The organism is Kribbella capetownensis (assembly GCF_004331485.1).
Taxonomy (GTDB): domain Bacteria; phylum Actinomycetota; class Actinomycetes; order Propionibacteriales; family Kribbellaceae; genus Kribbella; species Kribbella capetownensis.
Genome location: NZ_SJKD01000001.1, coordinates 76,403 through 97,600 on the forward strand (window position 1 = coordinate 76,403; position 21,198 = coordinate 97,600).

At 67.7% G+C, this 21,198-nt stretch carries 18 protein-coding genes; 6 read left to right on the forward strand and 12 right to left on the reverse strand.

Going from position 1 to position 21,198, the window contains the following annotated elements:
* The first annotated feature begins 22 nt into the window (after positions 1–22).
* A complete protein-coding gene (locus E0H75_RS00420) occupies positions 23–271 on the forward strand; it encodes a hypothetical protein (RefSeq protein WP_131511045.1) in 249 nt (82 codons plus the stop codon).
* Between the two features lie 22 nt (positions 272–293).
* On the opposite strand, the gene E0H75_RS00425 is transcribed toward E0H75_RS00420, so the two are convergent.
* Positions 294–1,112: an SAM-dependent methyltransferase gene (locus E0H75_RS00425; RefSeq protein WP_131511046.1), complete on the reverse strand. Its 819-nt coding sequence runs from the start codon at positions 1,110–1,112 to the stop codon at positions 294–296.
* Between the two features lie 251 nt (positions 1,113–1,363).
* Between E0H75_RS00425 and E0H75_RS42830 the strand changes: the two genes are divergently transcribed.
* On the forward strand, positions 1,364–1,537 hold the full coding sequence (locus tag E0H75_RS42830; RefSeq protein WP_165553347.1) for a hypothetical protein: 174 nt from the start codon (positions 1,364–1,366) through the stop codon (positions 1,535–1,537).
* A 38-nt stretch (positions 1,538–1,575) separates the two neighbouring features.
* Here E0H75_RS42830 and E0H75_RS00435 read toward each other — a convergent pair whose 3' ends face one another.
* The 4 genes from E0H75_RS00435 to glgX form a co-directional block, all read right to left on the reverse strand.
* The gene (locus E0H75_RS00435) at positions 1,576–1,773 is read right to left on the reverse strand and encodes a hypothetical protein (protein WP_131511047.1); all 198 of its coding nucleotides are present in this window, start codon (positions 1,771–1,773) and stop codon (positions 1,576–1,578) included.
* Between the two features lie 157 nt (positions 1,774–1,930).
* Positions 1,931–3,658 (reverse strand): malto-oligosyltrehalose trehalohydrolase, encoded by a 1,728-nt coding sequence (gene treZ / locus E0H75_RS00440; RefSeq protein ID WP_131511048.1) that lies wholly within the window; start codon positions 3,656–3,658, stop codon positions 1,931–1,933.
* On the reverse strand, positions 3,659–6,055 hold the full coding sequence (gene treY, locus E0H75_RS00445; protein WP_131511049.1) for a malto-oligosyltrehalose synthase: 2,397 nt from the start codon (positions 6,053–6,055) through the stop codon (positions 3,659–3,661).
* Entirely contained in the window at positions 6,052–8,169 is a 2,118-nt protein-coding gene (gene glgX / locus E0H75_RS00450; protein ID WP_131511050.1) for a glycogen debranching protein GlgX, read from the reverse strand. Before glgX ends, treY begins: the two co-directional genes overlap by 4 nt.
* Before the next feature lie 457 nt (positions 8,170–8,626).
* On the opposite strand from glgX, the gene E0H75_RS00455 reads away from it, so the two are divergent.
* The 3 genes from E0H75_RS00455 (at position 8,627) to E0H75_RS00465 (ending at position 11,949) form a co-directional block, all read left to right on the forward strand.
* Positions 8,627–9,598: a S1 family peptidase gene (locus E0H75_RS00455; protein WP_238162734.1), complete on the forward strand. Its 972-nt coding sequence runs from the start codon at positions 8,627–8,629 to the stop codon at positions 9,596–9,598.
* A 114-nt stretch (positions 9,599–9,712) separates the two neighbouring features.
* A complete protein-coding gene (locus tag E0H75_RS00460; RefSeq protein WP_131511051.1) occupies positions 9,713–11,296 on the forward strand; it encodes a flavin monoamine oxidase family protein in 1,584 nt (527 codons plus the stop codon).
* Positions 11,293–11,949, forward strand: a complete 657-nt coding sequence (locus E0H75_RS00465; protein ID WP_131511052.1) for a Rid family hydrolase — start codon at positions 11,293–11,295, stop codon at positions 11,947–11,949. Before E0H75_RS00460 ends, E0H75_RS00465 begins: the two co-directional genes overlap by 4 nt.
* A gap of 48 nt (positions 11,950–11,997) precedes the next feature.
* Here the strand turns inward: E0H75_RS00465 and E0H75_RS00470 are convergent, their stop codons facing one another.
* The gene (locus tag E0H75_RS00470; protein ID WP_131511053.1) at positions 11,998–12,222 is read right to left on the reverse strand and encodes a hypothetical protein; all 225 of its coding nucleotides are present in this window, start codon (positions 12,220–12,222) and stop codon (positions 11,998–12,000) included.
* Between the two features lie 104 nt (positions 12,223–12,326).
* Between E0H75_RS00470 and E0H75_RS00475 the strand changes: the two genes are divergently transcribed.
* Complete coding sequence (locus E0H75_RS00475; RefSeq protein ID WP_131511054.1) at positions 12,327–12,701, forward strand: cupin domain-containing protein; 375 nt, start codon at positions 12,327–12,329, stop codon at positions 12,699–12,701.
* Positions 12,702–12,997: 296 nt separating this feature from the next.
* Here the strand turns inward: E0H75_RS00475 and aceB are convergent, their stop codons facing one another.
* The 6 genes from aceB to E0H75_RS00505 are packed head-to-tail and all read right to left on the reverse strand — an operon-like array spanning position 12,998 to position 21,160.
* Positions 12,998–14,563, reverse strand: coding sequence for a malate synthase A (gene aceB, locus E0H75_RS00480; RefSeq protein ID WP_131511055.1), 1,566 nt, complete (start codon positions 14,561–14,563; stop codon positions 12,998–13,000).
* A 4-nt stretch (positions 14,564–14,567) separates the two neighbouring features.
* Positions 14,568–16,634, reverse strand: coding sequence for an alpha-amylase family protein (locus E0H75_RS00485; RefSeq protein WP_131511056.1), 2,067 nt, complete (start codon positions 16,632–16,634; stop codon positions 14,568–14,570).
* Complete coding sequence (locus E0H75_RS00490; RefSeq protein WP_131511057.1) at positions 16,631–18,094, reverse strand: alpha-amylase family protein; 1,464 nt, start codon at positions 18,092–18,094, stop codon at positions 16,631–16,633. The genes E0H75_RS00485 and E0H75_RS00490 overlap by 4 nt, the downstream gene beginning before the upstream one ends.
* The gene (locus tag E0H75_RS00495) at positions 18,091–18,906 is read right to left on the reverse strand and encodes a carbohydrate ABC transporter permease (RefSeq protein ID WP_131511058.1); all 816 of its coding nucleotides are present in this window, start codon (positions 18,904–18,906) and stop codon (positions 18,091–18,093) included. Before E0H75_RS00495 ends, E0H75_RS00490 begins: the two co-directional genes overlap by 4 nt.
* Positions 18,903–19,820, reverse strand: a complete 918-nt coding sequence (locus E0H75_RS00500) for a carbohydrate ABC transporter permease (protein ID WP_238162735.1) — start codon at positions 19,818–19,820, stop codon at positions 18,903–18,905. Before E0H75_RS00500 ends, E0H75_RS00495 begins: the two co-directional genes overlap by 4 nt.
* Before the next feature lie 35 nt (positions 19,821–19,855).
* Positions 19,856–21,160: an ABC transporter substrate-binding protein gene (locus E0H75_RS00505; protein WP_131511060.1), complete on the reverse strand. Its 1,305-nt coding sequence runs from the start codon at positions 21,158–21,160 to the stop codon at positions 19,856–19,858.
* Between the last annotated feature and the right edge of the window lie 38 nt (positions 21,161–21,198).

The following is a 21,198-nucleotide window of genomic DNA, read 5'->3' on the forward strand; positions in this document are numbered from 1 at the left end:
CCCGGCGCCGGGTGGCCACACCATGAGCTGGGGAGTTCCGAGCACGGAGGCGTACATCAACGAGGAGGTCGTGCTCAAGGGCATTCACGACCTCCGAGCCAGGTCGGCCGGTGTGCAGATGGGCTGCGGCAGCGTCGGCGTTCCCGGCGAGGGTCGCATGCTGGTCGACGACCGGTTCCCGTGCAGTGCGGTCGGGCAGAAGATCCGGGTGACCGTCATCGGGCCGGAAGACACCTACACGTCGAACCTCTTCGTGGGGAAGTCGGTCTGATCAGTCCCTGACCCCTGACCCCTCAGTCCTTGACCGCGAGCACGGCGGCGATCAGCGGCTGGTAGTCGGTGAGGTCCTCGACCGGCTCGCGGTTGCGCCACCTGACCGCCGGGACCAGGCCGGGCTCGAGGACGGTGAACCCGTCGCCGTACAGCGCGAGGATCTGCTCGTCGGTGCGCCAGCGGCCCCGGCCGAGTGAGCCCTGCAGGACCTGTTCCAACTCCTGGCTGCGCGAGTCGTTCTCGCTGCGGAAGTGGCTGATGAAGACGTGGCTGCCGGGCGCGATCCGGTCGTACCAGAACCGGACCAGGCCGGCCGGGTCCTCGTCGTCGTTCACGTGGTGCAGCGTCGCACTGAAGATGATCCCGACCGGCTGGCCGAAGTCGATCAGCGCGTTGGTGTCCGGGTGCTCGTAGATCGCCTTCGGCTCACGCAGGTCGGCCTGGATCACGGTGGTGTTCTCGTTCTCGGCCAGCAGGGCGCGGCCGTGGGCGAGCACGATCGGGTCGTTGTCGACGTACACGACCTTCGCCTCGGGCACGTACCGCTGCGCGACCTGGTGAACATTGTCCGCGGTCGGCAGGCCGCTGCCCAGGTCGATGAACTGCCGGACCGGCGTGTGGGTGATCATCTGCTGGACCGCCCGCACCAGCGCCCCGCGGTTGTCGTGGGCGATCACCGACGAACCGGGCAACTCCGTGATGAACCGGTCCCCGAAGGCGCGGTCGACGGCGAAGTTGTCCTTGCCGCCGAGCAGGTAGTCGTAGGTGCGGGCGATGCTCGGCCTGCTCACATCGAACTCCGCGTACGAACGCTTCCCCTGCTGGTCTGCATCGGCCATCGCGGCGGGTCCTTCCGATCCGGTGGTGACCTCAGTCACTCTATGCGACGCCCGATCTGTCCCGCTCTCACCCCGGCCAGTCTTCGCGGGCCCTGTGCGATCAGGTCGAAGTACGACGTGAGCGGCGGACCTGCCGCGGGATCGAGCTGATGGTCGCCTCCGGCAACCATTCGGCCGGTGATCAGGAGCAGCCCGGACGGGCTGTAGTTCTCGAACCCGACGGTCTTGGAGAACCGCGACGCGAGTCCCGGGTGGGTTCGAGCGTCTCCACCTACGTCCCGGCGGCGTTCGCGACCGTCGCTCCGTCGGGCGCTTCGGGCAGCGCGGAGCCGATGGTCGGACCGGCTCCGGGACAGCCCGCAGCGGCCGTCGGGTTCCGGCACGACGGCCGCTGTGGTGACTTCCGGCTGCTGTCGGTGACCTGATCTGGCGGGCCCTGTCACCGGTGTGTCAGCCCGGTTTCTCAGGCGAGGGCGGTCGTGGTCTTCTCGTGGTCGCGGCCGGCCGGATGCCGTTCGCGGGGTGATTCGTGCGCCGCGTGGTCAGCGGTTCGTGGGGCCGGGCACACCGGGCCGCGGCGGATCGGTCCGCCTCCCAGCCGCCGGCTCTTCCACTGCTTCTCTTCGTAGTCGTAGTAAGTGTCGACGCCTCCGACTGTCATCCAGATCCTCCCGTCAACCCCCCGGCTACACCCCTGGCGGTTACACAGTCCGCCTCCAGCGCGCCGGAGGCAAGCGATCCCGGAAATCACCATCGACGAACAGGCTCGAACGCCGGGTTGTGTTGGATTGCGCCGGAAATCGGGCCGTTGGAAAGTCTCAGACGATGACGATCGCGACGCCGTGACCCGCCAACCGGACGCCCTCGCCGACCGGTTCGGCCGGCAGGAACGCCATCAGCTGGTACGCCGGAACGCCGTCGACCGGGACCACGGACTCGGTCGCGGCCAGATTCACCACGACCCGCAACCGGCCCCGCGTGACCACGATCCAGTCCCCGTCGGCGTCGTACGCGATGCCGACGGACTCCATCCGGTCGTCGCGCAGGTCCGGGGTGCGGGCACGGAGGGCCAGCAGGTCGCGGTACCAGGCCAGCAGTTCGCGGTGCGGCGGCTCGTCGACCTCCGTCCAGTCGAGGACCGAACTGCGCCACGTCGCCGGATCCTGCGGGTCCGGGATCTCGTCGGCGTTCCAGCCGTGCGCCGCGAACTCCCGCCGGCGACCGGTCCGGACGGCCTCGGCCAGCGCCGGCTCGTCGTGGTCGGTGAAGTAGCGCCACGGCGTCGACGCTCCCCACTCCTCACCCATGAACAGCATCGGCGTGTACGGCGACGTGATCACCAGAGCGGCGCCGATCGCAAGCTGGCCCGGCGTCAGCGCCGGCCGGTCGCCCAGCGCGCGGTTGCCGACCTGGTCGTGGTTCGACGTGTACGCGAGGAATTCACTGCCGCGGTGCTTGGCCGGGTCGACCGGGTGACCCCAGTCCTTCCCGCGGAACGTCGAGTACGACCCGTCGTGCAGGAACACCTGGGTGAGCGTCTTCGCGAACACACCCGGCTCAGCGAAGTCCACGTAGTACCCGGCTCGTTCGCCGGTCAGCAGCGTGTGCAGTGCATGGTGGAAGTCGTCGCTCCACTGTGCAGTCATCCCCAGACCGCCCTCGGCCACCGGCTCCACCATCCGCGGGTCGTTCAGGTCCGACTCCGCCACCAGACCGAGTGGCCGTCCGAGCTCCCGCGACAACTCCGCGGTCTCCGTCGACAACTGCGCCAGCAGGTGCGTCGGGCTCTCGTCAGCCAGCGCATGTACGGCGTCCAGCCGCAAAGCGTCGAGGTGGAACGACCGGAACCACCGCAGTGCGTTGTCGCAGATCCACCGCCGTACCTCGGTGCTCCCGGTGTCGTCCAGGTTGACCGCGCGGCCCCACGGCGTCGTATGCCGGTCGGTGAAGTACGGGCCGTACATGTCCAGGCGGTTCCCGCTCGGACCGAGGTGGTTGTAGACGACGTCGAGGCACACGGCCAGACCGACCTCGTGACACCGGTTGACGAACCGCTGCAGCGCCTCAGGCCCGCCGTACGGCTCGTGAACGGCGTAGAGGTCCACACCGTCGTACCCCCAGCCGTGACGGCCGGGGAAGGCGGCGACGGGCATCAGCGAGACCACCTCGACGCCCAGCGCCACCAGGTAGTCCAGATGGTCGGCGGCCGCGTCCAGCGTGCCTTCCAGGGTGAAGGTCCCGACGTGCAGCTCGTAGAACACCGAGCCGCGCACGCCCCGGCCGGTCCAGTCGCCGTCGGTCCAGCGGAACCGGTCTTCGTCGAACACCCGGCTGAAGCCGTGCACGCCATCGGGTTGCCAGGGGCTCCGCGGATCCGCGAGCGGCTCGCTGCCGTCGACGGCGAAGGCGTAGTCGGTGCCGTGATGTGCCTCGACCACATCCCGCGTCCACCAGCCGTCCGCTGCCCAGCGCAGGGGCAGTACGCCGTCGCGCAACACCAGGTCGACCGACGACGCACTCGGCGCCCAGACACGGAAGGTATGCATTCAGCTCCTCACGAGCAGGGCCACCGGGAGGTCCTCCAGCAGCTCGTGGATCCGGGCTGCACCACTACCCACCTCGCGCCCGGTCAACACGTTCTTCCACTGACCGCTCGGCAGCACCACTGTGCTGTCGCCCCAACCACCCAGGCGATGCAGAGCGGCCGGCAGCCGGGTTGCCACCGTGATCACCGCGTCTCCCCTCGCGAAAGCAACGGCGTGACCGTTGGAGGTGGGCAGTGGGGTGTAGCTGCCCGCGAAGGCCTCCGGGTACTGCCGGCGGATGCGGAGTGCTCGCGAGGTGACCAGCAGCTTCTCGTCGGACAGGTCGTCCGGCTTGCCGCCCTCGTCCAGCCGCAGCAAACGGGCGATCCGGTCCTCGTAGTCGACCGGCCGCCGGTTGTCCGGGTCCACCAGCGACAGGTCGACCACCTCGGTGCCTTGGTACACATCCGGTACGCCGGGCATCGTCAGCTGCACCAACTTCTGGCCGAGCGTCGCCGCCCGGACGAATCCGGATTGCTTGGCGGCAAACCGTCGTACCGAGTCCAGCACTGCGGAGTCGGCCAGGATCGCCGTGGCGAAGGCGGCGACGGCCTGCTCGTACTCCTCGTCCGGTGAGGTCCAGGTGGTGTGGCGCTTCGCTTCGCGGATCGCCTTGAGCAGATAGGCCTGTACGCGATCCTCGGGCAGCGGTCCGTCGTCCCAGGTGCCGAAGAGGGTCTGCCAGAACAGGTACTCCGTGCTGCCGTCGAGCAGCGGGCTCCGGTGGTCCTCAGACAGCCGCCGCCACTCGCGCACCGCCTCCGACCAGGCTGCCGGCTGCTCGGACAGCACACCGAGCCGCGCACGCACGTCCTCGGACCGCTTGGTGTCGTGGGTGGACAGTGTGGTCATCGTCTTCGGCCAGTGCTGGTTCAGCCGGGCCGCGAACGCGTGGAACTCCTCCGGGGTCACGCCGAAGTGCTCGGGGTCCCCACCGACCTCGTTCAGCGACGTCAGCCGGAACCACCGGTAGAACGCGGTGTCCTCGACGCCCTTCGCCATCACCGGACCACAGGTCTGCTGGAACCGGACGATCAGCTCGTGCCGCGCATGCTCGTCGATCCGGCTCGTCTCGCGACCCAGCAGCAGATGCAGGACGACATCCAGCGTCTCCCGCCGGTCGTCGTCGAGATTCTCCCGCGCCTTCTCGGCCGCCCGCTCCAACGCCTGCACCGCGGTCGGCGAGGGCGGCTCCCCTGGGATGACGTACGCCCGATAGATATCGAAGTGGACCAGCAGTTCGACGACCACCTCATGGAACGCACGCCTCGTGTGGTCACGCAGCCGTACGTCGTCCTGGCAGATGCGAGCCAGCAACTCGACCAGCCGGTGCACCTCGGCGTACTGCCCGTGCTGGACGATCTCGCGCTTCGCCTGCTCCACAACGGGTGCGAAGTCGGCAGGCTCACCGGTCAGCTCGGAGTGGAGGGCAGACAGCGGCGCTGCACCCGCCGGGTCGACGAAGAGACCGCCGACGCGGAGCAGGGCGTCGTACCCGGTGGTGCCCGCGCAGGGCCAGTCGCGTGGCAGCTCCTCGTCGCCTTCGAGGATCTTCTCCACCACGACCCACGCGCCACCGGTCCGCTCGGCCAGCCGGCGCAGATACCCGCGCGGGTCGGCCAGCCCGTCCGGATGGTCGATGCGGAAGCCGTTGAGCTCGCCGTCGTGCAGCAACTCCAGCAGCAGCTCGTGCGTGGCTTCGAAGACCTCCTGCGTCTCCACGCGGACGGCGGCGAGCGTGTCCACGTCGAAGAAGCGCCGGTAGTTCAGCTCCTCGTCCGCGACCCGCCAGTGCGCGAGGCGGTACCACTGCTCCGTCACCAGCTCCGCGAGCGGCAGATCCTCAGTGCCCGGCCGCAGTGGGTACTCATGGTCGTAGTACCGCAGTACGTCGCCGTCGATCGACAACTCGCCGTCCGCGAGCACCCTGCCGATCCGCTGACCCAGCACAGCCATCAGCAACGGCTGGTTCCCCGAACCCCAGTCGACGTCGAACCACTCCGCGTACGGCGACCCCGGTCCGTCCCGCAGCACCGACCACAGCGCCTTGTTGAGCCGCGCAGGCGTCGGCACCGCGACATGATTCGGTACGACGTCCGCCACCGCGCCCATGCGATGGTCGCGCAGCCGTGCGGCCAGCCTGTCGAACGCGGCACGGCCACCGGCCGCGTCCGACAGCCGGCTGTGATCCACTACGTCGTACCCATGGGTGGAGCCGGGCGCGGCCTGAAGGATCGGGGACAGGTACGCGTGGGAGATCCCGAGGCTGTGCAGGTACGGGACCACCGTGGCGGCATCGTCGAACCCGAAACCGGCGTACAGCTGCAACCGGTAGGTGGCCTGCGGGGCCGCTGTCATCCCGCAGCCTGCCTCGGGCGGGTCAGGACGAGCGTGCTGCGCGCCTCCAGCCGCATTGTGCTGCCGGCGGCATGCGGCTCGTCGCCCGCGCCGCCCTGCGCGGTCGTCGTGTCCACGACCACCGTCCAGTTCTCGCCGTACTCCTTGGGTGGGAGCAGGAAGTCCTGCGGTTCGTAGTCGCTGTTCAGCAGGACCAGGAACGAGTCGTCCACCACCGGCTCACCGCGCTGGTCCGGCTCGGAGATCGCGTCGCCGTTCAGGAACACGGCGATCGCGCGGGCGTCGTCGCGCTGCCAGTCGCCGTTCTGCATCTCGGTGCCCATCGGGGTGAACCAGACCAGGTCGCCGAGTCCGTCGACACCGGTGTCGCCGTGGAAGAAGCGGCGACGACGCAGTACCGGGTGGTTGTTGCGCAGCTTGACCAGCAGGCTGGTGAACTCCAGCAGGTCCTTCTGCGGATCGGACAGCTCCCAGTCGACCCAGGCGATCTCGTTGTCCTGGCAGTAGACGTTGTTGTTGCCGCGCTGGGTCCGGCCGAGCTCGTCGCCGTGGGCGATCATCGGCACGCCCTGCGAGATCAGCAGCGTGGTCAGGAAGTTGCGCTGCTGCCTGCCCCGCAGCTCGAGGACTTCGGCATCCTCGGTCTCGCCCTCGACACCGCAGTTCCAGGAGCGGTTGTGGCTCTCGCCGTCCTTGCCGCCCTCGCCGTTCGCCTCGTTGTGCTTGTCGTTGTAGGAGACCAGGTCGCGCAGCGTGAAGCCGTCGTGCGCGGTGATGAAGTTGATGCTCGCCAGTGGCCGGCGGCTGTCGTCCTGGTACAGGTCCGACGAGCCGGTCAGCCGGGAGGCGAACTCGGCCAGCGTGTACTTCTCGCCGCGCCAGAAGTCCCGCACGGTGTCGCGGAACTTGCCGTTCCACTCGGTCCACAGCGGTGGGAAGTTGCCCACCTGGTAGCCGCCGTCGCCGACGTCCCACGGCTCGGCGATCAGCTTGACCTGACTCACCACCGGGTCCTGCTGGACCAGGTCGAAGAACGCCGACAGCCGGTCGACTTCGTGGAACTGGCGGGCCAGGGTGGCGGCCAGGTCGAAGCGGAACCCGTCGACGTGCATCTCGGTGACCCAGTAGCGCAGCGAGTCCATGATCAGCTGCAGCACGTGCGGGTGCCGCATCAGCAGGCTGTTCCCGGTGCCGGTGGTGTCGTAGTAGTGCCGCTTGTCGGCATCCACCAGCCGGTAGTACGCCGCGTTGTCGATGCCCTTGAACGACAGGGTCGGACCGAACTCGTTGCCCTCCGCGGTGTGGTTGTAGACCACGTCGAGGATGACCTCGATGTCCGCCTCGTGCAGGGCCTTCACCATCGTCTTGAACTCGGTCACCTGCTGACCGCGGGTGCCGCCGGCCGCGTAGTCGTTGTGCGGCGCGAAGAAGCCGATCGTGTTGTAGCCCCAGTAGTTCGACAGGCCGAGCTCCTGCAGGTGGCCGTCCTGGGCGAACTGGTGGATCGGCATCAGCTCGATCGCCGACACCCCGAGCTCCTTGAGGTGCTCGACGATCGCCGGGTGCCCGATCCCGGCGTACGTGCCGCGGATGTCCTCCGGCAGCGCCGGGTGGGTCTTGGTCAGGCCCTTGACGTGTGCCTCATAGATCACCGTCTGGTGGTAGGCGTGCTCGGGCGGCCGGTCGTTGCCCCAGTCGAAGAACGGGTTCGTCACCACCGACAGCATCGTGTGCTCGCGGTTGTCCATCGTGTTCAGCTCGTCCGGGTTGCCGAACCGGTAGCTGAACAGCGACTCGTCACCGTCGATCTGCCCGTCGATGGCCTTCGCGTACGGATCGAGCAGCAGCTTGGAGGGGTTGCACCGGTGGCCATCGGCCGGGTTGTACGGGCCGTGCACCCGGAACCCGTACCGCTGACCTGGCTGGACCGCCGGCAGGAACGCGTGCCAGACGAACCCGTCCACCTCGGTCAGCTGCACCAGTTGCTCGGTCCCGTCGTCGGCGACCAGGGCCAGGTCCACTCGTTCCGCTACCTCCGAGAACACCGCGAAGTTGGTCCCGGCGCCGTCGTACGTGGCACCGAGAGGGTAAGGACGACCAGGCCATTTCTGCACCCGACGACAGTAGCCACCCCCACCCCCGGACACGCCATGCCGGGGTCCCTCGATCACCGGTAGCTCTCCGACGCACCCCCTGCAACTAGTCGTAGTTTTCTCACCAGGCCTTGCCGACTCCGGGATGGCGCGCTTGTGAAACCCGAGCCTGTACGCTCCCGCGAGCACTGAAGGTTTTCCCTAGACCGCGGGAGATTCGCCGGCGATCGCTTCCGGAGAAGGGACCTGGTGCGGAGGATGCCGAGCAACCGGCCGCCCGCCCAGTGGCCCGACCCGGAGGAACGCGCCGCCCGGGAATGCCACGGCCAAGGGCGGCCACGGCCCGGACACCCGGGACATCTCCGCTGCCGAGCAGAAGGCGATCGAAGCCAGGACCGCACAGATCCTGAAGGCCCGTGGCACCGCAGTACCGAAGGGTGCCCTGGCCGCGGCGACCGTACCGGTCTACGTGAACGTGATGCGTGACGCGGCCGGCAACGGCGACGTGACCAACTCCCAGATCTCGCGGCAGATCGCCGTTCTGAACAAGACGTTCGGCGGTCAGGAGTCGTCACAGGCGGCCACCGACGTGGCCACCCCGGCACGCGTGGTCGGGGTGGCCACCTTCCGCTGTCGACTGCTTACCTGGAGTAAGTTCGTCGGCATGTTGCGACGGGCTGCTGTGCTGGCGGTGATTCTCGTGGTGGTGTCGGCGGGAGCGGTGTCGGCGTCCACGGGGAAGAAGTTGATTGTCGGGGGGACGCTGGCGAGTGTCAGTGAGGCTCCGTGGGCGGTGGCGCTGACCAACACCGCGTCCGTGCGGCCGACCGGACGGTATTGCAGTGGGGTGCTGGTGCGGCCGGACAAGGTGCTGACCGCCGCGCATTGCATGGGCCGGGCGGTGGCGTCGTACACGGCGATCCAGGGACGGGCCGATCTGCGGGACGACTCGGTCGGCCGGGTGTCCGGGATCAGCAAGGTGTGGATTCATCCGGAGTACAGCGCGAAGACGAACCGCAACGACTTCGCCGTCCTGACCCTGGCCAAGCCGTTCACCGGTGTGCCGATGATGCGACTCGAGACGAACCCGAAGGCCGACCGGCGGGGCGTTGTACCGACTGTCTACGGCTGGGGCGACACCGCGGGGACGGGACCCGAAGACACGCTGCAGAAGCTGGCCGTGCCCGACCTCGGCGACGACGTCTGCCTGGCGAACAGGGAGTACGTCGCCGGCGGTTACGCGGCCGCGTCGAACGTCTGCGCCGGCTACCTCAACGGCACCGGCGACGCCTGCCAGGGCGACTCCGGCGGACCGCTCGTCCTCAACGGCCGCTTGCTCGGTCTCGTCTCCTGGGGCAGCGGCTGCGCCGAGCCCAACTACCCAGGGGTGTACGCCGAGATCGCGCCGGTCGTGAAGGCTTTACGGCCCCAGCTCCAACAGGTTCGTTAATCCGAAACATACCTTTCAGTATCGGTCTCAGGTCGTCACCGCCCGGACACAGAGCGAAAACATCAAGTCTTTACCTTTCTGGTCAGCTACCCCGTTGCCCAGTGAGGAGAAGGCATGGCGCAGACCAGACGTCAGTTCCTGCAGCAGGTCGGTATCACCGGTGGGGCCGGTGTCCTGTACTCCACGATGTCGGCGCTCGGCCTCACGAGCGTCGCCGAGACCCCCGCGTACGCCGCTCCGTCGCGCGTCGAGCTGAACGGCCGCAACACCAAGCACATCGTCGTCCTCGGTGCCGGGATCGCCGGCCTGACCTCGGCGTACGAACTGCTCAAGGCCGGTTACAAGGTCACGCTGCTGGAAGCCCGCAATCGCCCGGGCGGCCGCAACTGGACGGTCCGCGGCGGCACCACGGAGACCGATCTGGTCGGCAACACCCAACGGGCGACGTTCTCCCCCGGCCAGTACATGAACGCCGGGCCGGGCCGTCTCCCCCAGCACCACCTGACGCTCGAGTACTGCCGTGAACTCGGCGTCGCGATCGAGCCGTTCGTCAACCAGAACGCCGACGCGTACCTGTACCGCGAAGGCTCCACTGCCCTTTCCGGCAAAGCGATCCGGCACCGCACCGCCAAGGCCGACGTGTACGGATACGTCTCCGAACTGCTCGCCACGGCAACCGACCAGGGCGCCCTCGACAGCCTGCTGACGGCGACCGACAAGGAGGCGCTGATCGGATTCCTCAGCAGCTTCGGTGCGATCGGGAACAAGGCGGCCGGCTTCGCCTACACCGGCACCGACGGCCGACGCGGCTACGAAGTCGAACCGGGCGCCGGGATGGAAGGCGGTACGACGGCCGCGCCCTACCCGTTGAGCGATGTCTTCGCCAGTGGCGTCGGCAACTACTTCTCGTTCGAGTTCGGCTGGGACCAGGCGATGATGATGTTCCAGCCGGTCGGCGGGATGGACCGGATCCCGTACGCGTTCGAGAAGGCGATCGGCAAGGACAAGATCCGGTACGGCGCCGAGGTGACCGCGCTGCGCAACACCGGCGCGGGCGTCGAGGTCACCTACAAGACCGGAACGTGGAGCCGGGTGCTCACGGCGGACTACGCGATCTGCACGCTGCCGCCGCACCTGGCAGCGAAGGTCCCGTCCAACCTGCCGGCCCCGATCCTCGAGGCCCTGAAGTACGCCCGGCCCACGAACGCGGGCAAGATCGGCATCGAGTACGGCCGCCGCTGGTGGGAGGAGGACCACCGGATCTACGGCGGCATCACCAACAGCAGCCTCGACACGGTCAACACCTGGTACCCGTCGACGGGCTTCCACGGCGAGCGCGGCACAGTCATCGGCTACTACAACACCGGCGCCAACGCCACCGCGTACGGCGCTCTGACGCCGGCCGCCCGGCTGGAACGCGCGCTGATGCAGGGCGCCAAGATCCACGGAGACGTGTACACCAAGAACGTCAAGGCGGCGTTCTCGGTGAACTGGATGGGCACGAAGTACTCCGAGGCGTCCTGGGTCAGCTGGCCGTCCCAGACCGACGGGATCTACGCCCGGCTCCTCGATGCCACCGGCAACATCTACTTCGCCGGCGACCACCTGTCGCACACCATCGCCTGGCAGCACGGTGCGATCGTCTCCGCCCGCGCGACCGTGACCGCCCTGCACGACCGCGTCGTGGCGGGCCGATGAAGACCCGCGTGATCGCCGGCCTGGTCGCCCTTGTCGTGTCCTTCACCGCCGGAGCGTCCACCGCCGCGGGCTGGTGGGACAGACCGAAGCCGCCGAAGCCGGGCACCGTCGTTCCCGCGCTCCCGGCCGGCCAGTCCAACCCGATGATCGCCACCGGTGTCAGCATCGGGGCCAACACTCCCGTCTACAAGACCAGCGGCATCGGTCCGACCGCCCTGAACACGGACGCTCCCGCCGGGTCGGAAGCGTCGTACGTCGACACCACCGTCTTCCCCGGCGGCGCCCTGCCCGCCGGGGTCACCATCACCGAGGCCCAAGGCATCAACGTGCTCCGCCGCATCGGCGAGAACCTCCAGGCCGCGGGTCTGTCGTACGCGGACGTCTACACGATGCGCGTCTTCCTGCAGAACCCGGCCGGCGCCACCACCGCCGACTTCGCCGGCTGGAACCGCGCCTACCGCCAGTACTTCGCCAACACCGACCTCACCACAGGTCGGTACGTCCCGGTCCCACTCGGTACGGCGCCACCCGCCAAGCCGTTCGTCGTCAACAAGTCCCGGCCCTCCCGCTTCGCCCTCGAGATCGAGAACCTCCCAGTGACCGGCTGGCTTGTCGAGGTCGAAGTCGACGCCGCCTATCCCGGCAAGCGCTGAACGGATCCGGATGCCCTGGCGAGCCGGCGCCAGGGCATCACTCCGCGGTTACAGGACCGCACCCCGCGGCGCGACCTCGATCGCGGCGACTCCGCGCGCGTACAGCACGATGTCCCGGTCGCCATGCCGGCAGCGCAGGACGCCGGGATCACCCGCGAGTTCGGCGATGGCGTGTTCGACGACCTCGTTGTCGTCGGCCGCGGCAGCCTTCTCGTAGGTGACATCCAGCTGATCACCGCTGGTCAGCCGGACCCGCAACACGATGCTTGCCATGCTTCGCAGCCTAGGCGCATCACGCGTGGTTGACCGCGCGCCCGGCGGGTTGCATCTGCCGGCCCCCGGTGGCGAGTGCGCCCGGGGGACGTCAGACTGCTGGTATGAGCGAACCTGTTCGCGTCATCAAGGCAGGCGACCTGGTGGCCGCCGACCCGACCTCCGGCATGCTGCGGATGCGGGCGTTCGAGCTGCCGATCCTCTGGGCCGGGAAGGTCATCACCGACCCCGGAGCGATCTCCGGCTGGCATCACCACGACAAGAACGAGAGCAGCCTCTACATCGTCTCCGGCGTACTGCGGCTGGAGTTCGAGGGCACCGACGAGTACCTCGACGCGGTCGCCGGCGACTTCGTCCACGTGCCCGCGTTCACGGTGCATCGCGAGAGCAACCCGAGTAGCGAGCCGTCCCTGGCGATCATCGCCCGGGCGGGCGGCGGCATCCCCACAGTGAATGTCGACCCGCCCACCCGCAACTAGCCCGTTCGGGGAGTGCAACCCTCCGGATCCGGTGCGCTGCGCGCTCCCCATACCCATCACTCCCGTCGCCCGGCAGCTCAGTCGAACCGCTCGCACGCCGGCGACGTTTCGGGAGTTATCCCTTGAAATGAACGGTTATGCCCCGAAAATTTGACCGTACAACCGTGCAGCTCAACGGATCACCAGCTGACTTGGACCAACCGCCGTACCCGCGAGCATCTCCACGGGCAGCCCAGCTGGGGCGGGCGTAGCGCCCGCGCCGACCTGTGTCTCAGGTGTCAGCCAAGGGGCTGGCCTCAGTCGAACCGTTCGTAGGCGGGCAGCGTCAGGAAGTCGACGTACTCTTCTGAGTTCGCAACCTCCAGGAACAGAGCCCGGGCGGACTGGTAGCGCAGGTACTGGTCGAGCTTCAGGATCTCTTCGTCGGCGATCCGCTCGACCAGCTCGGTCGTGACGGTCTCCCCGGTGTCCAGTACGACGCCGTTGAGGCGCCACTGCCAGATCTGCGACCGGGAGATCTCGGCCGTCGCCGCGTCCTCCATCAGGTTGAAGATCCCGACCGCGCCGGTCCCTTCAAGCCACGCCGCCAGATACTGGATCGCGACGCTGACGTTGTTCCGCAGGCCGGCCTCGGTCACCGCACCCGGCGTCGACGCGACGTCGAGCAACTGCTCGGCCGTCACCTGGACGTCCTCGCGGAGCTTGTCCAGCTGGTTGGGCTTGTCCCCGAGCACCGAGTCGAAAACGGTCCGGCAGGTCTCGACCATCCCGGGGTGCGCCACCCACGAGCCGTCGAACCCGTCGCCGGCCTCGCGCGTCTTGTCCGCCTCGACCTTGGTGAACGCCTGCTCGTTCACCGCCGGGTCCTTGCTCGGGATGAACGCCGCCATCCCGCCGATCGCGTGTGCGCCACGCTTGTGGCAGGTCCGCACCAGCAGCTCGGTGTACGCCCGCATGAACGGAACTGTCATCGTGACGCTGTTGCGGTCGGGCAGCTGGAAGTCGGCGCCCCGGGTCCGGTGCGTCTTGATCACGCTGAACATGTAGTCCCAGCGCCCCGCGTTCAGACCGGCCGAGTGCTCGCGCAGCTCGTAGAGGATCTCCTCCATCTCGAACGCGGCCGGGTACGTCTCGATCAGCACGGTGGCCCGGATCGTCCCGCGGGGGATGCCGAGCTCTTCCTGCGCGGTCACGAACACGTCGTTCCAGAGCCGCGCCTCCAGGTGCGACTCCATCTTCGGCAGGTAGAAGTACGGACCCTGCCCACGATCGATCTGCAGCTGCCCGGAGGCGGCGAGGTAGAGCGCGAAGTCGACCAGCGCCCCCGACGTCTGCTCGCCGTCGATCAGGAGGTGCTTCTCCGGCAGGTGCCAGCCCCGCGGCCGGACGACGATGGTGGCCAGTTCGTCGTCCGGCTTCAGCGTGTAGCTCTTGGCATCGGTGCTGAAGTCGATCTGCCGGGTGATCGCGTCGAGCAGGTTCAGCTGGCCGCCGACCACGTTGTCCCAGGTCGGCGTGTTCGCGTCCTCCTGGTCGGCCAGCCACACCTTGGCGCCCGAGTTCAGGGCGTTGATCGTCATCTTCCGGTCGGTCGGCCCGGTGATCTCCACCCGCCGGTCGACCAGCCCCGGCGCGGCCGCGGCGACCCGCCAGTCCGGTTCGTCGCGGACGTCCTTGGTCTCCGCCAGGAATCCCAGCGATGCGCCGGCGGCGATCTCGGCGACCCGCTCGCGGCGACGGTCGAGCAGCTCGCGCCGCCGCCCGTCGTACTCGCGGTGCAACCGCTCGATCAGGCCGAGCGCCCGCTCGGTCAGGATCTCGTCGTACCGCGCGCGTCGTGCACCGATGACCTCGACTGCCACGAACTCACTCCCTCTCAGTCACAACCACGACCTCGTGATCGGCGATCCTCGCCACCTCGACCGTAATCCAGCCGTCGTCGGTCTTCACCTCCGCCTCCCCGCCCGCGACCAGGAAGCGGGCCCGGTCGCCGGTCCCCCGGATCCGGACGGTGAACGGCCCGGCCGGCGTCAGCTCCTCCAGCCGCCCGCGCCACGCACCACCTTGATCGAGGTTGACCAGGTGCAGCACGAGCGCGTCGTCCTGCCGGTAGACCTGGCAGTCGAGTACGCCGGCTCCTTCCACCTGCAACGGGATGTCGTCCCGGGCGGCCCACCGGACCAGGTTCGCCAGCAGCCGACCGTGATCCGGATGGTGGTACTGCGCGTACATCCGGTCGAGGTCCGCCGCCAGGTACGCCGTCCGCTCGCCGAGCACCACCACGGGTACGTCGGTCCGCGGCTCGGACATCCACGACTTCTCGGGCGGATAGATCGGGAACGGCGGAACGTAGGTCACCGCTGCCCCGGATGCCGCGACCATTTCCAACTGCCCGCCGAACGGCAACACATCGGTGTCGTCGAAGCCGTCCGCGATCACCCGGTCCTCGATCCGCAGGTACGAATGCGCGGCGTACGTCTCCCAGTCGACCGTGCCGGCCTCGAGCGACTTGCCCTCGTGATGGACGCCGAGCAGGTCGGCCAGCGCGAAGTCGTCGCGCCGATCGCCCCACTCGTCGTACAGGCTCGACTCACCGGTGACCACGAGCCGCCCGCCACCATCGACGTACTCGCGTAGCGCGACGCACTGCTCGTCGGTCAGGACTCCGACGTTCGGTACGACGATCACCGCGAACCGCTGGTCGACCTCGTGCACCGGCAGGTACGGGATCCGGGCCCGGACCAGTGCGTCGACCCAGCCGCGGTACGGCAACCAGCTGGTCGTCTCCGGATCGGCCTTGCCATGGAAGTCCACGCTGCGCTGACTCCACAGCAGCCCGACCGTGGCGACCGGCTCGCGGTTCACCAAATACCGATCGTTCTCCTCGTGCCACCGGAACAACGGCTCGGCGGTCGCGTACTGCCGCCGATCCTCGTGCACCGAACCGATGTGGTGCCACCACGGCTGGATGCCGCCGGCGAATCCCTCGACCGCCCACATCCGGGCCTCCGGCGCGGGCTTGCTCCCGAGCCGGAACGTCGGCGTCCCCGCGTCGTACATCGCTGTGCTCTCCGGGATCAGCGTGTCCCAGCCGAGCAGGCCGTGCAGCCGCTTGCCGCTGTCGGAGTTGGCCTGGAAGCCGGACTCGTCGTGGCGCCACTGCGAGTCGAGCATGAAGATCGAAGCGCGCTTGCAGATCTCCACGTCGTCACGCAGCCGCTTGCTCTGGGCAACGACCTCGCCGCCGTTCATGCCGATCCACAGGCAGTCCGGACCGCCGGCGCGGCGGGTCACCTCGTTGTTCAGGTCCCACACCGCCAGCCGCCGGTCGTAACTCCACCGGATCCACTGCCGGTAGGTCGGGTCGGCCCAGTCCACCCTGGTGGGGAGGTCCTGGCCGAAGCTGTCCCGGCAGTTCGGGCAGTAGCAGATCGTGTCCCGGCCCAGACCGCTCCAGCTGTTGTCGGTGATCCCGTCCGGCGCGGTCCGTTCGATGATCTCCTCGAGGATCCCGGTCAGGAACTCCCGGTAGTACGGCCCGGTGACACAGGCGACGTACAGCTCCCCGGCCCGGTGAGGGTTGCCGTCGGCATCGACCGCGAACCAGTCCGGATGGGCGTCGTACAAGGGCTGGTGGGCCCGGTTGGAGTCCATCCGTGCGAGCACGGTCAGCCCGTCCTCCTTGGCCAGCTCGACGATCTCGCCGTACAGGTCGCGATCGCCGAGGAACTCGGCCCGGTGCTGCAGCTCGAACTTGCTCGGGTAGTACGCGACGATCCCGCCCGCGTTGACGATCACGCCCTGCACCCGGGTACGACGCCAGTGCTCGCGCCACCAGTCGGCGTCGTACCGGGCCGGGTCCTTCTCGGTCAGGTTGGTCTGCGCCCACCGGAGTGTGCGCTGATACCAAGGCTGTGTCACCGGCTGGGTCACTTGAGACTCCGGATCGCGTCGCCGGCGCCGGACAGGTTCTCCAGCAGCATCTCGGAGTACTTGCGACTCAGTACGACGCCCTCTGCGCCTCCCTCGAACGCGGCCAGGGTCGCGTCCCGCACCGACTCTCGGGTGCAGGCGGTCAGCTCGCCCTCGTTGTCGTCCCAGTTGATCTTGGTGCCGACGTCACGCGGCTTCTCCAGCCCGCGCTGCTTGGCGACGCCGACCGGGATGTCGATGTCGATGCCCGGGTAGATCGCGCTCTGCCCGCCGACTCCGGCCACGGCGCGCTCGGTCTCGCGGCGTACGTAGTCCGCGGTGAAGCCCGTCTGCGGCAGCTTCTCGTACGCGCCTTCGTCGAGCTGCAGCAGCTTCATCATCAACGGGTAGACGTCCTCGGGCTCCGCGTCGGCGAACAGCGAGCCGCAGATGCTCTTCACCCAGGTGAAGAAGCGCGGGCCGGCGCAGTTGTTGTAGATGACCACCTTGATGAAATCGGAGAACTTCGCCATCTCGGTGTAGTCCTGATCGGCGCGATAGAACGGGCTGAACGAGATGTTGTGGTAGACGTGCCAGCCGACCTGGACCTCGGGCGAGATCGCCTTGGTGACGCCGTAGATGTCGCGGTACAGCTGTCGCTGGCTCTCGGTCCACAGGTTCTGCCAGGACAGCACCTCGGGGAAGTTCAGCAGGATCCGCCAGAACGTGACGAACGCGCCGTCGACCGGACGCTCACCGGCACCGACCCGCTGGTTCCACTCGACCAGCTCACGGTAGCCGCGCATCGCGCGGTCGACGTCGATGCCGCGGTCGCGAGCGATCTGCTGGCAGTGCCGGCAGAAGCAGCCGATCTCGGCCACCTCGACGGTGCCCTGCATCAGCATGTTCAGCGGGCCGGGCCGCTCCGAACACCACGCCAGACCGTCGAGCTCATAGCTCTGCACGTAGTCCTCGACGAACCCGAGGTGCCAGTTGCGGTAGTCCGGGTTGTTGAAACACGGCCGGCGGCCCGGACGGCCCCACGCGTCCACCTCGAGCACCTTGGCGAAGTTCGGGTAGGTCCGCAGTTCGCGGGCGCCACCGCTCTCCTCCATCCAGGCGAACGACTTGATCCCGCGCTCACGCGCCTTCGGGATGACCTCGCCGAGCAGGTCGAGCTCGGGGTGTTCGGGCGCCCGGCCGACCGAGCCGAGCGCGGTGTTGGCGTAGTACTGCGGATGCGGCGTCGCGTAGTTGCCGCCGACCCAGCCGAGGTCGTACTCGGAGACGCCGTGGTCGGGAATCGGGTGCCCGGGGATCTGGCGGCCGCCGGTGCCCCGGGTCCAGGTCGGTGTGGCCAGGAAGAGCGCGTTGACCGCGCCCCGGTCGGCCAGGATGTCGAGTGTCTGGTCGACGCCTTCGTCGACGAACGAAACCGCTCCGATCTGCATGGCAACGAGCCGCTCCGGCACGGTGCTCACCCCTTCATTCCTGTCATCGTGATGCCTTGGATGAAATAGCGCTGCGCAAAGAGGAAGACGACGATGACGGGGACCACCGAGACGGTTGCCCCGCACATCAGCAGACTGATCTGGGTGAAGTACTCGCCCTGGAACTGGGCCAGCGCCACCGGCAGCGTCTGCAGGTTCTCGGAATTGATGTAGATCAGCGGACCGAACAGGTCGTTCCACGACTCGAGGAACGTGAACACCCCGATCGCGGCCAGCGCCGGCTTGGTCTGCGGCAGCATGATCCGCCAGTAGATGCCGAACGTGGACGCCCCGTCGATCTTGCCCGCGTCCTCGAGTTCCTGCGGGATGGTCAGGAAGGACTGCCGCATCAGGAACGTCGCGAACACCGGTGTGAGCACCTTCGGCACCCACAGCGGGTACTGCGTGTCCACCCAGCCGATCTGGCGGAACACGATGTACTGCGGGATCAGGTAGGCGATGCCCGGGATGATCGAGGTCGCCAGTAGCACCATGAACGCCGCGTCCCGGCCGGCGAACCGCAACCGCGCGAACGCGTAGCCCGCCATCGACGCGACGATCAGGATGCCGACCACGTTCAGCCCGGCGAGTTTCACGCTGTTCCAGAGGAACACCGGGATCAGCTCGAAGACCTGCCGGTAGTTGTCCCACTGCGCGTCGGTGGGCAGGAACTGCGGCGGCACCGACAGCACCTTCGCCTCCGGCCGCAGCGACGCGCTGACCATCCAGACCAACGGCGCCAGGAAGATCACCGCGAACAGCGACATCACGACGTACTGCGAGGTCTTGCTCACCAGTCTCATGAGTAGAACACCCACCTCTTCTGGAACTTCCACTGCAGGAACGTGACGGCCGCGATCACCGCGAAGAGGATCCACGCCATCGCCGAGGCGTAGCCGACCTTCCCGAAGCCGAACGCGTTCTGGTAGATGTTGAAGATGTAGACGCTGGTGGCGTGGCCGGGCCCGCCCTTGGTCATCACGTAGATCAGGCCGAACACCTGGAACGACGTGATGAACTGCGTGATCAGCAGGAACAGGAAGTGCGGTGTCAGCAGCGGCAGCGTGATGAACCGCAACCGCTGGAACGCTCCGGCGCCGTCGATCTTCGCGGATTCGAAGTACTCCGCCGGCAGCCCTTGCAGACCGGCGAGCAGGATGATCATCGGGTACCCGATGCCCTGCCAGACGCTGACCATGATCACCGCCGGCATCGCCCAGGTGGAACTGGACAACCATTGCGGTCCGGGGATGCCGACCTGGTCGAGCAGCCCGTTCACCACACCGTTGTCAGGCTGGAAGAACCAGAACCAGACGAACCCGATCGCGACCACGTTCGTCACGTACGGCGCGAAGTACGCCGTCCGGAAGAACGCCACCCCGCGGATCGGCCGGGCACACAGCAGTGCCAGCACCAGGCCGATCCCGATCGTCAGCGGAATGCTCGCCAGCGTGAAGTAGATCGTGTTCTTGAACGTCTGGATGAACAGCGGGTCGTTGCCGAACAGCTCGGTGAAGTTGCGGAGCCCGACGAACTTCGGCGCCGAGATGCCGTTCCAGTCGGTCAGCGAGGCCCCGATCGAGACCAGGATCGGGAAGAACTGGAAGGCCACCACTCCGACCACGATCGGACTGATGAACAACCACCCGACCAGGTTCGCCTTCCGGCGGGCCCTGCGGATCTCGGGCTGGTGATTCGGTATCGGGGCCTCGGCCACCGGGGTCCTTGTTGGTGTTGTCGTTGCCATCGACATCAACCCTTCAAGGCGTTCTCCACCTGTGGTTTGATCTGACTCAGCACGTCGCCGACAGGCTTCTCACAGTTGTAGGCCTGGTCCAGCGCGGGCCGGTACAGTTCGCGGGCGCCGAGCGTGTTCTTGGTCTGGTTGGTCGCGGTCAGGTGCTTGGCCGCCTCGGCGAACAGCCCGATGTGCTCGGGCATCTTCCCGTTCGGCGCCAGCTCGGCCGCGGCCTTGTTGTTGATCGGCGTGAACGCCCCGCCCTGCAGCAGGGTCTTCCCGCCTTCCTCACTGGCCAGGTACTTGAGCAGCTCCCACGCCTGGTCCGGGTTCTTCGCCTTCTTCGGGATGCAGAACACGATCACGCTGGACTCGGTCTTCTGCTCGATGTCGGCCGGCGGTGCCGCCACATCCCAGGTGAAGTCCTTGACCGTGGTCCGCAGGTACGGCACGGTGCCGAAGGTCGCGAACATCATCGCGAGCTTGCCCTGCGCGAACATCTGCGTCTCCGCGTTGTCCTGCTGCAGTGCCGACCACGGCGGCTGCACCTTGTCCTTGCAGGTCAGATCCGTTGCCCACTGCAACGCTTCGACCTCCTTGGCGTCCGGCAGGGTGAACTTCGTCCCGTCCTGGGAGAAGATGCCGGTCTGGCTGCCGTGGTTGACCGTGAAGGTCTGCTCGTAGCCGGTGTCCAGATAGACCAGAGCGCCGTACTGCTTCTTGCCCGGGTCGGTCAGTTTCTTCGCTCTGTCACCGAAATCGGCCCAGGTCCAGCCGTCCGGTGACCAGGTCGTCGGCGGCAGCGGTACGCCGGCCTGCTTGAAGAGATCGGCGTTGTAGAAGATCAGCCGGGGTTCGTAGCCGAGCACCCAGGCGGTGTGTGAACCGTCCGGCTGCTTGGGGAACTCGTAGGTCTCCTTGGCGAACGCCGACGTGTCGAGTTTGTCCTTCTCGATGTACGGGTTCAGGTCCAGCAGCGCTCCCTGGGTGGAGAAACCGCGGACGAAGTCGTCGTTGATCCGCATCACGTCCGGCGGGCTGCCACCCGCGATCAGCGTGCGCATCTTGGTGTCGTACTCGGTAGTGACGGCGGGCTGGATCGTGACCTTCGTCCCCGACTCCTTCTCGAAGGCCTGGATGGCCTGCTCGAGCGGATTGCCCTTGACCTGCTCCCAGTTCAGGAAGGTCAGGCCGTTCTTGCCTCCACCACCACCTGCGTTGCCGTTGCCACCACAGCCGGCGAGTACCCCACCGGCAGCGAGTCCCGTCAGTCCGGCGAGAAACCTGCGGCGGCTCAGGTTGGAGAGTTGTGTCTGCACCGGAATCTCCCATCCACGAGGGATGAATACGTATACAA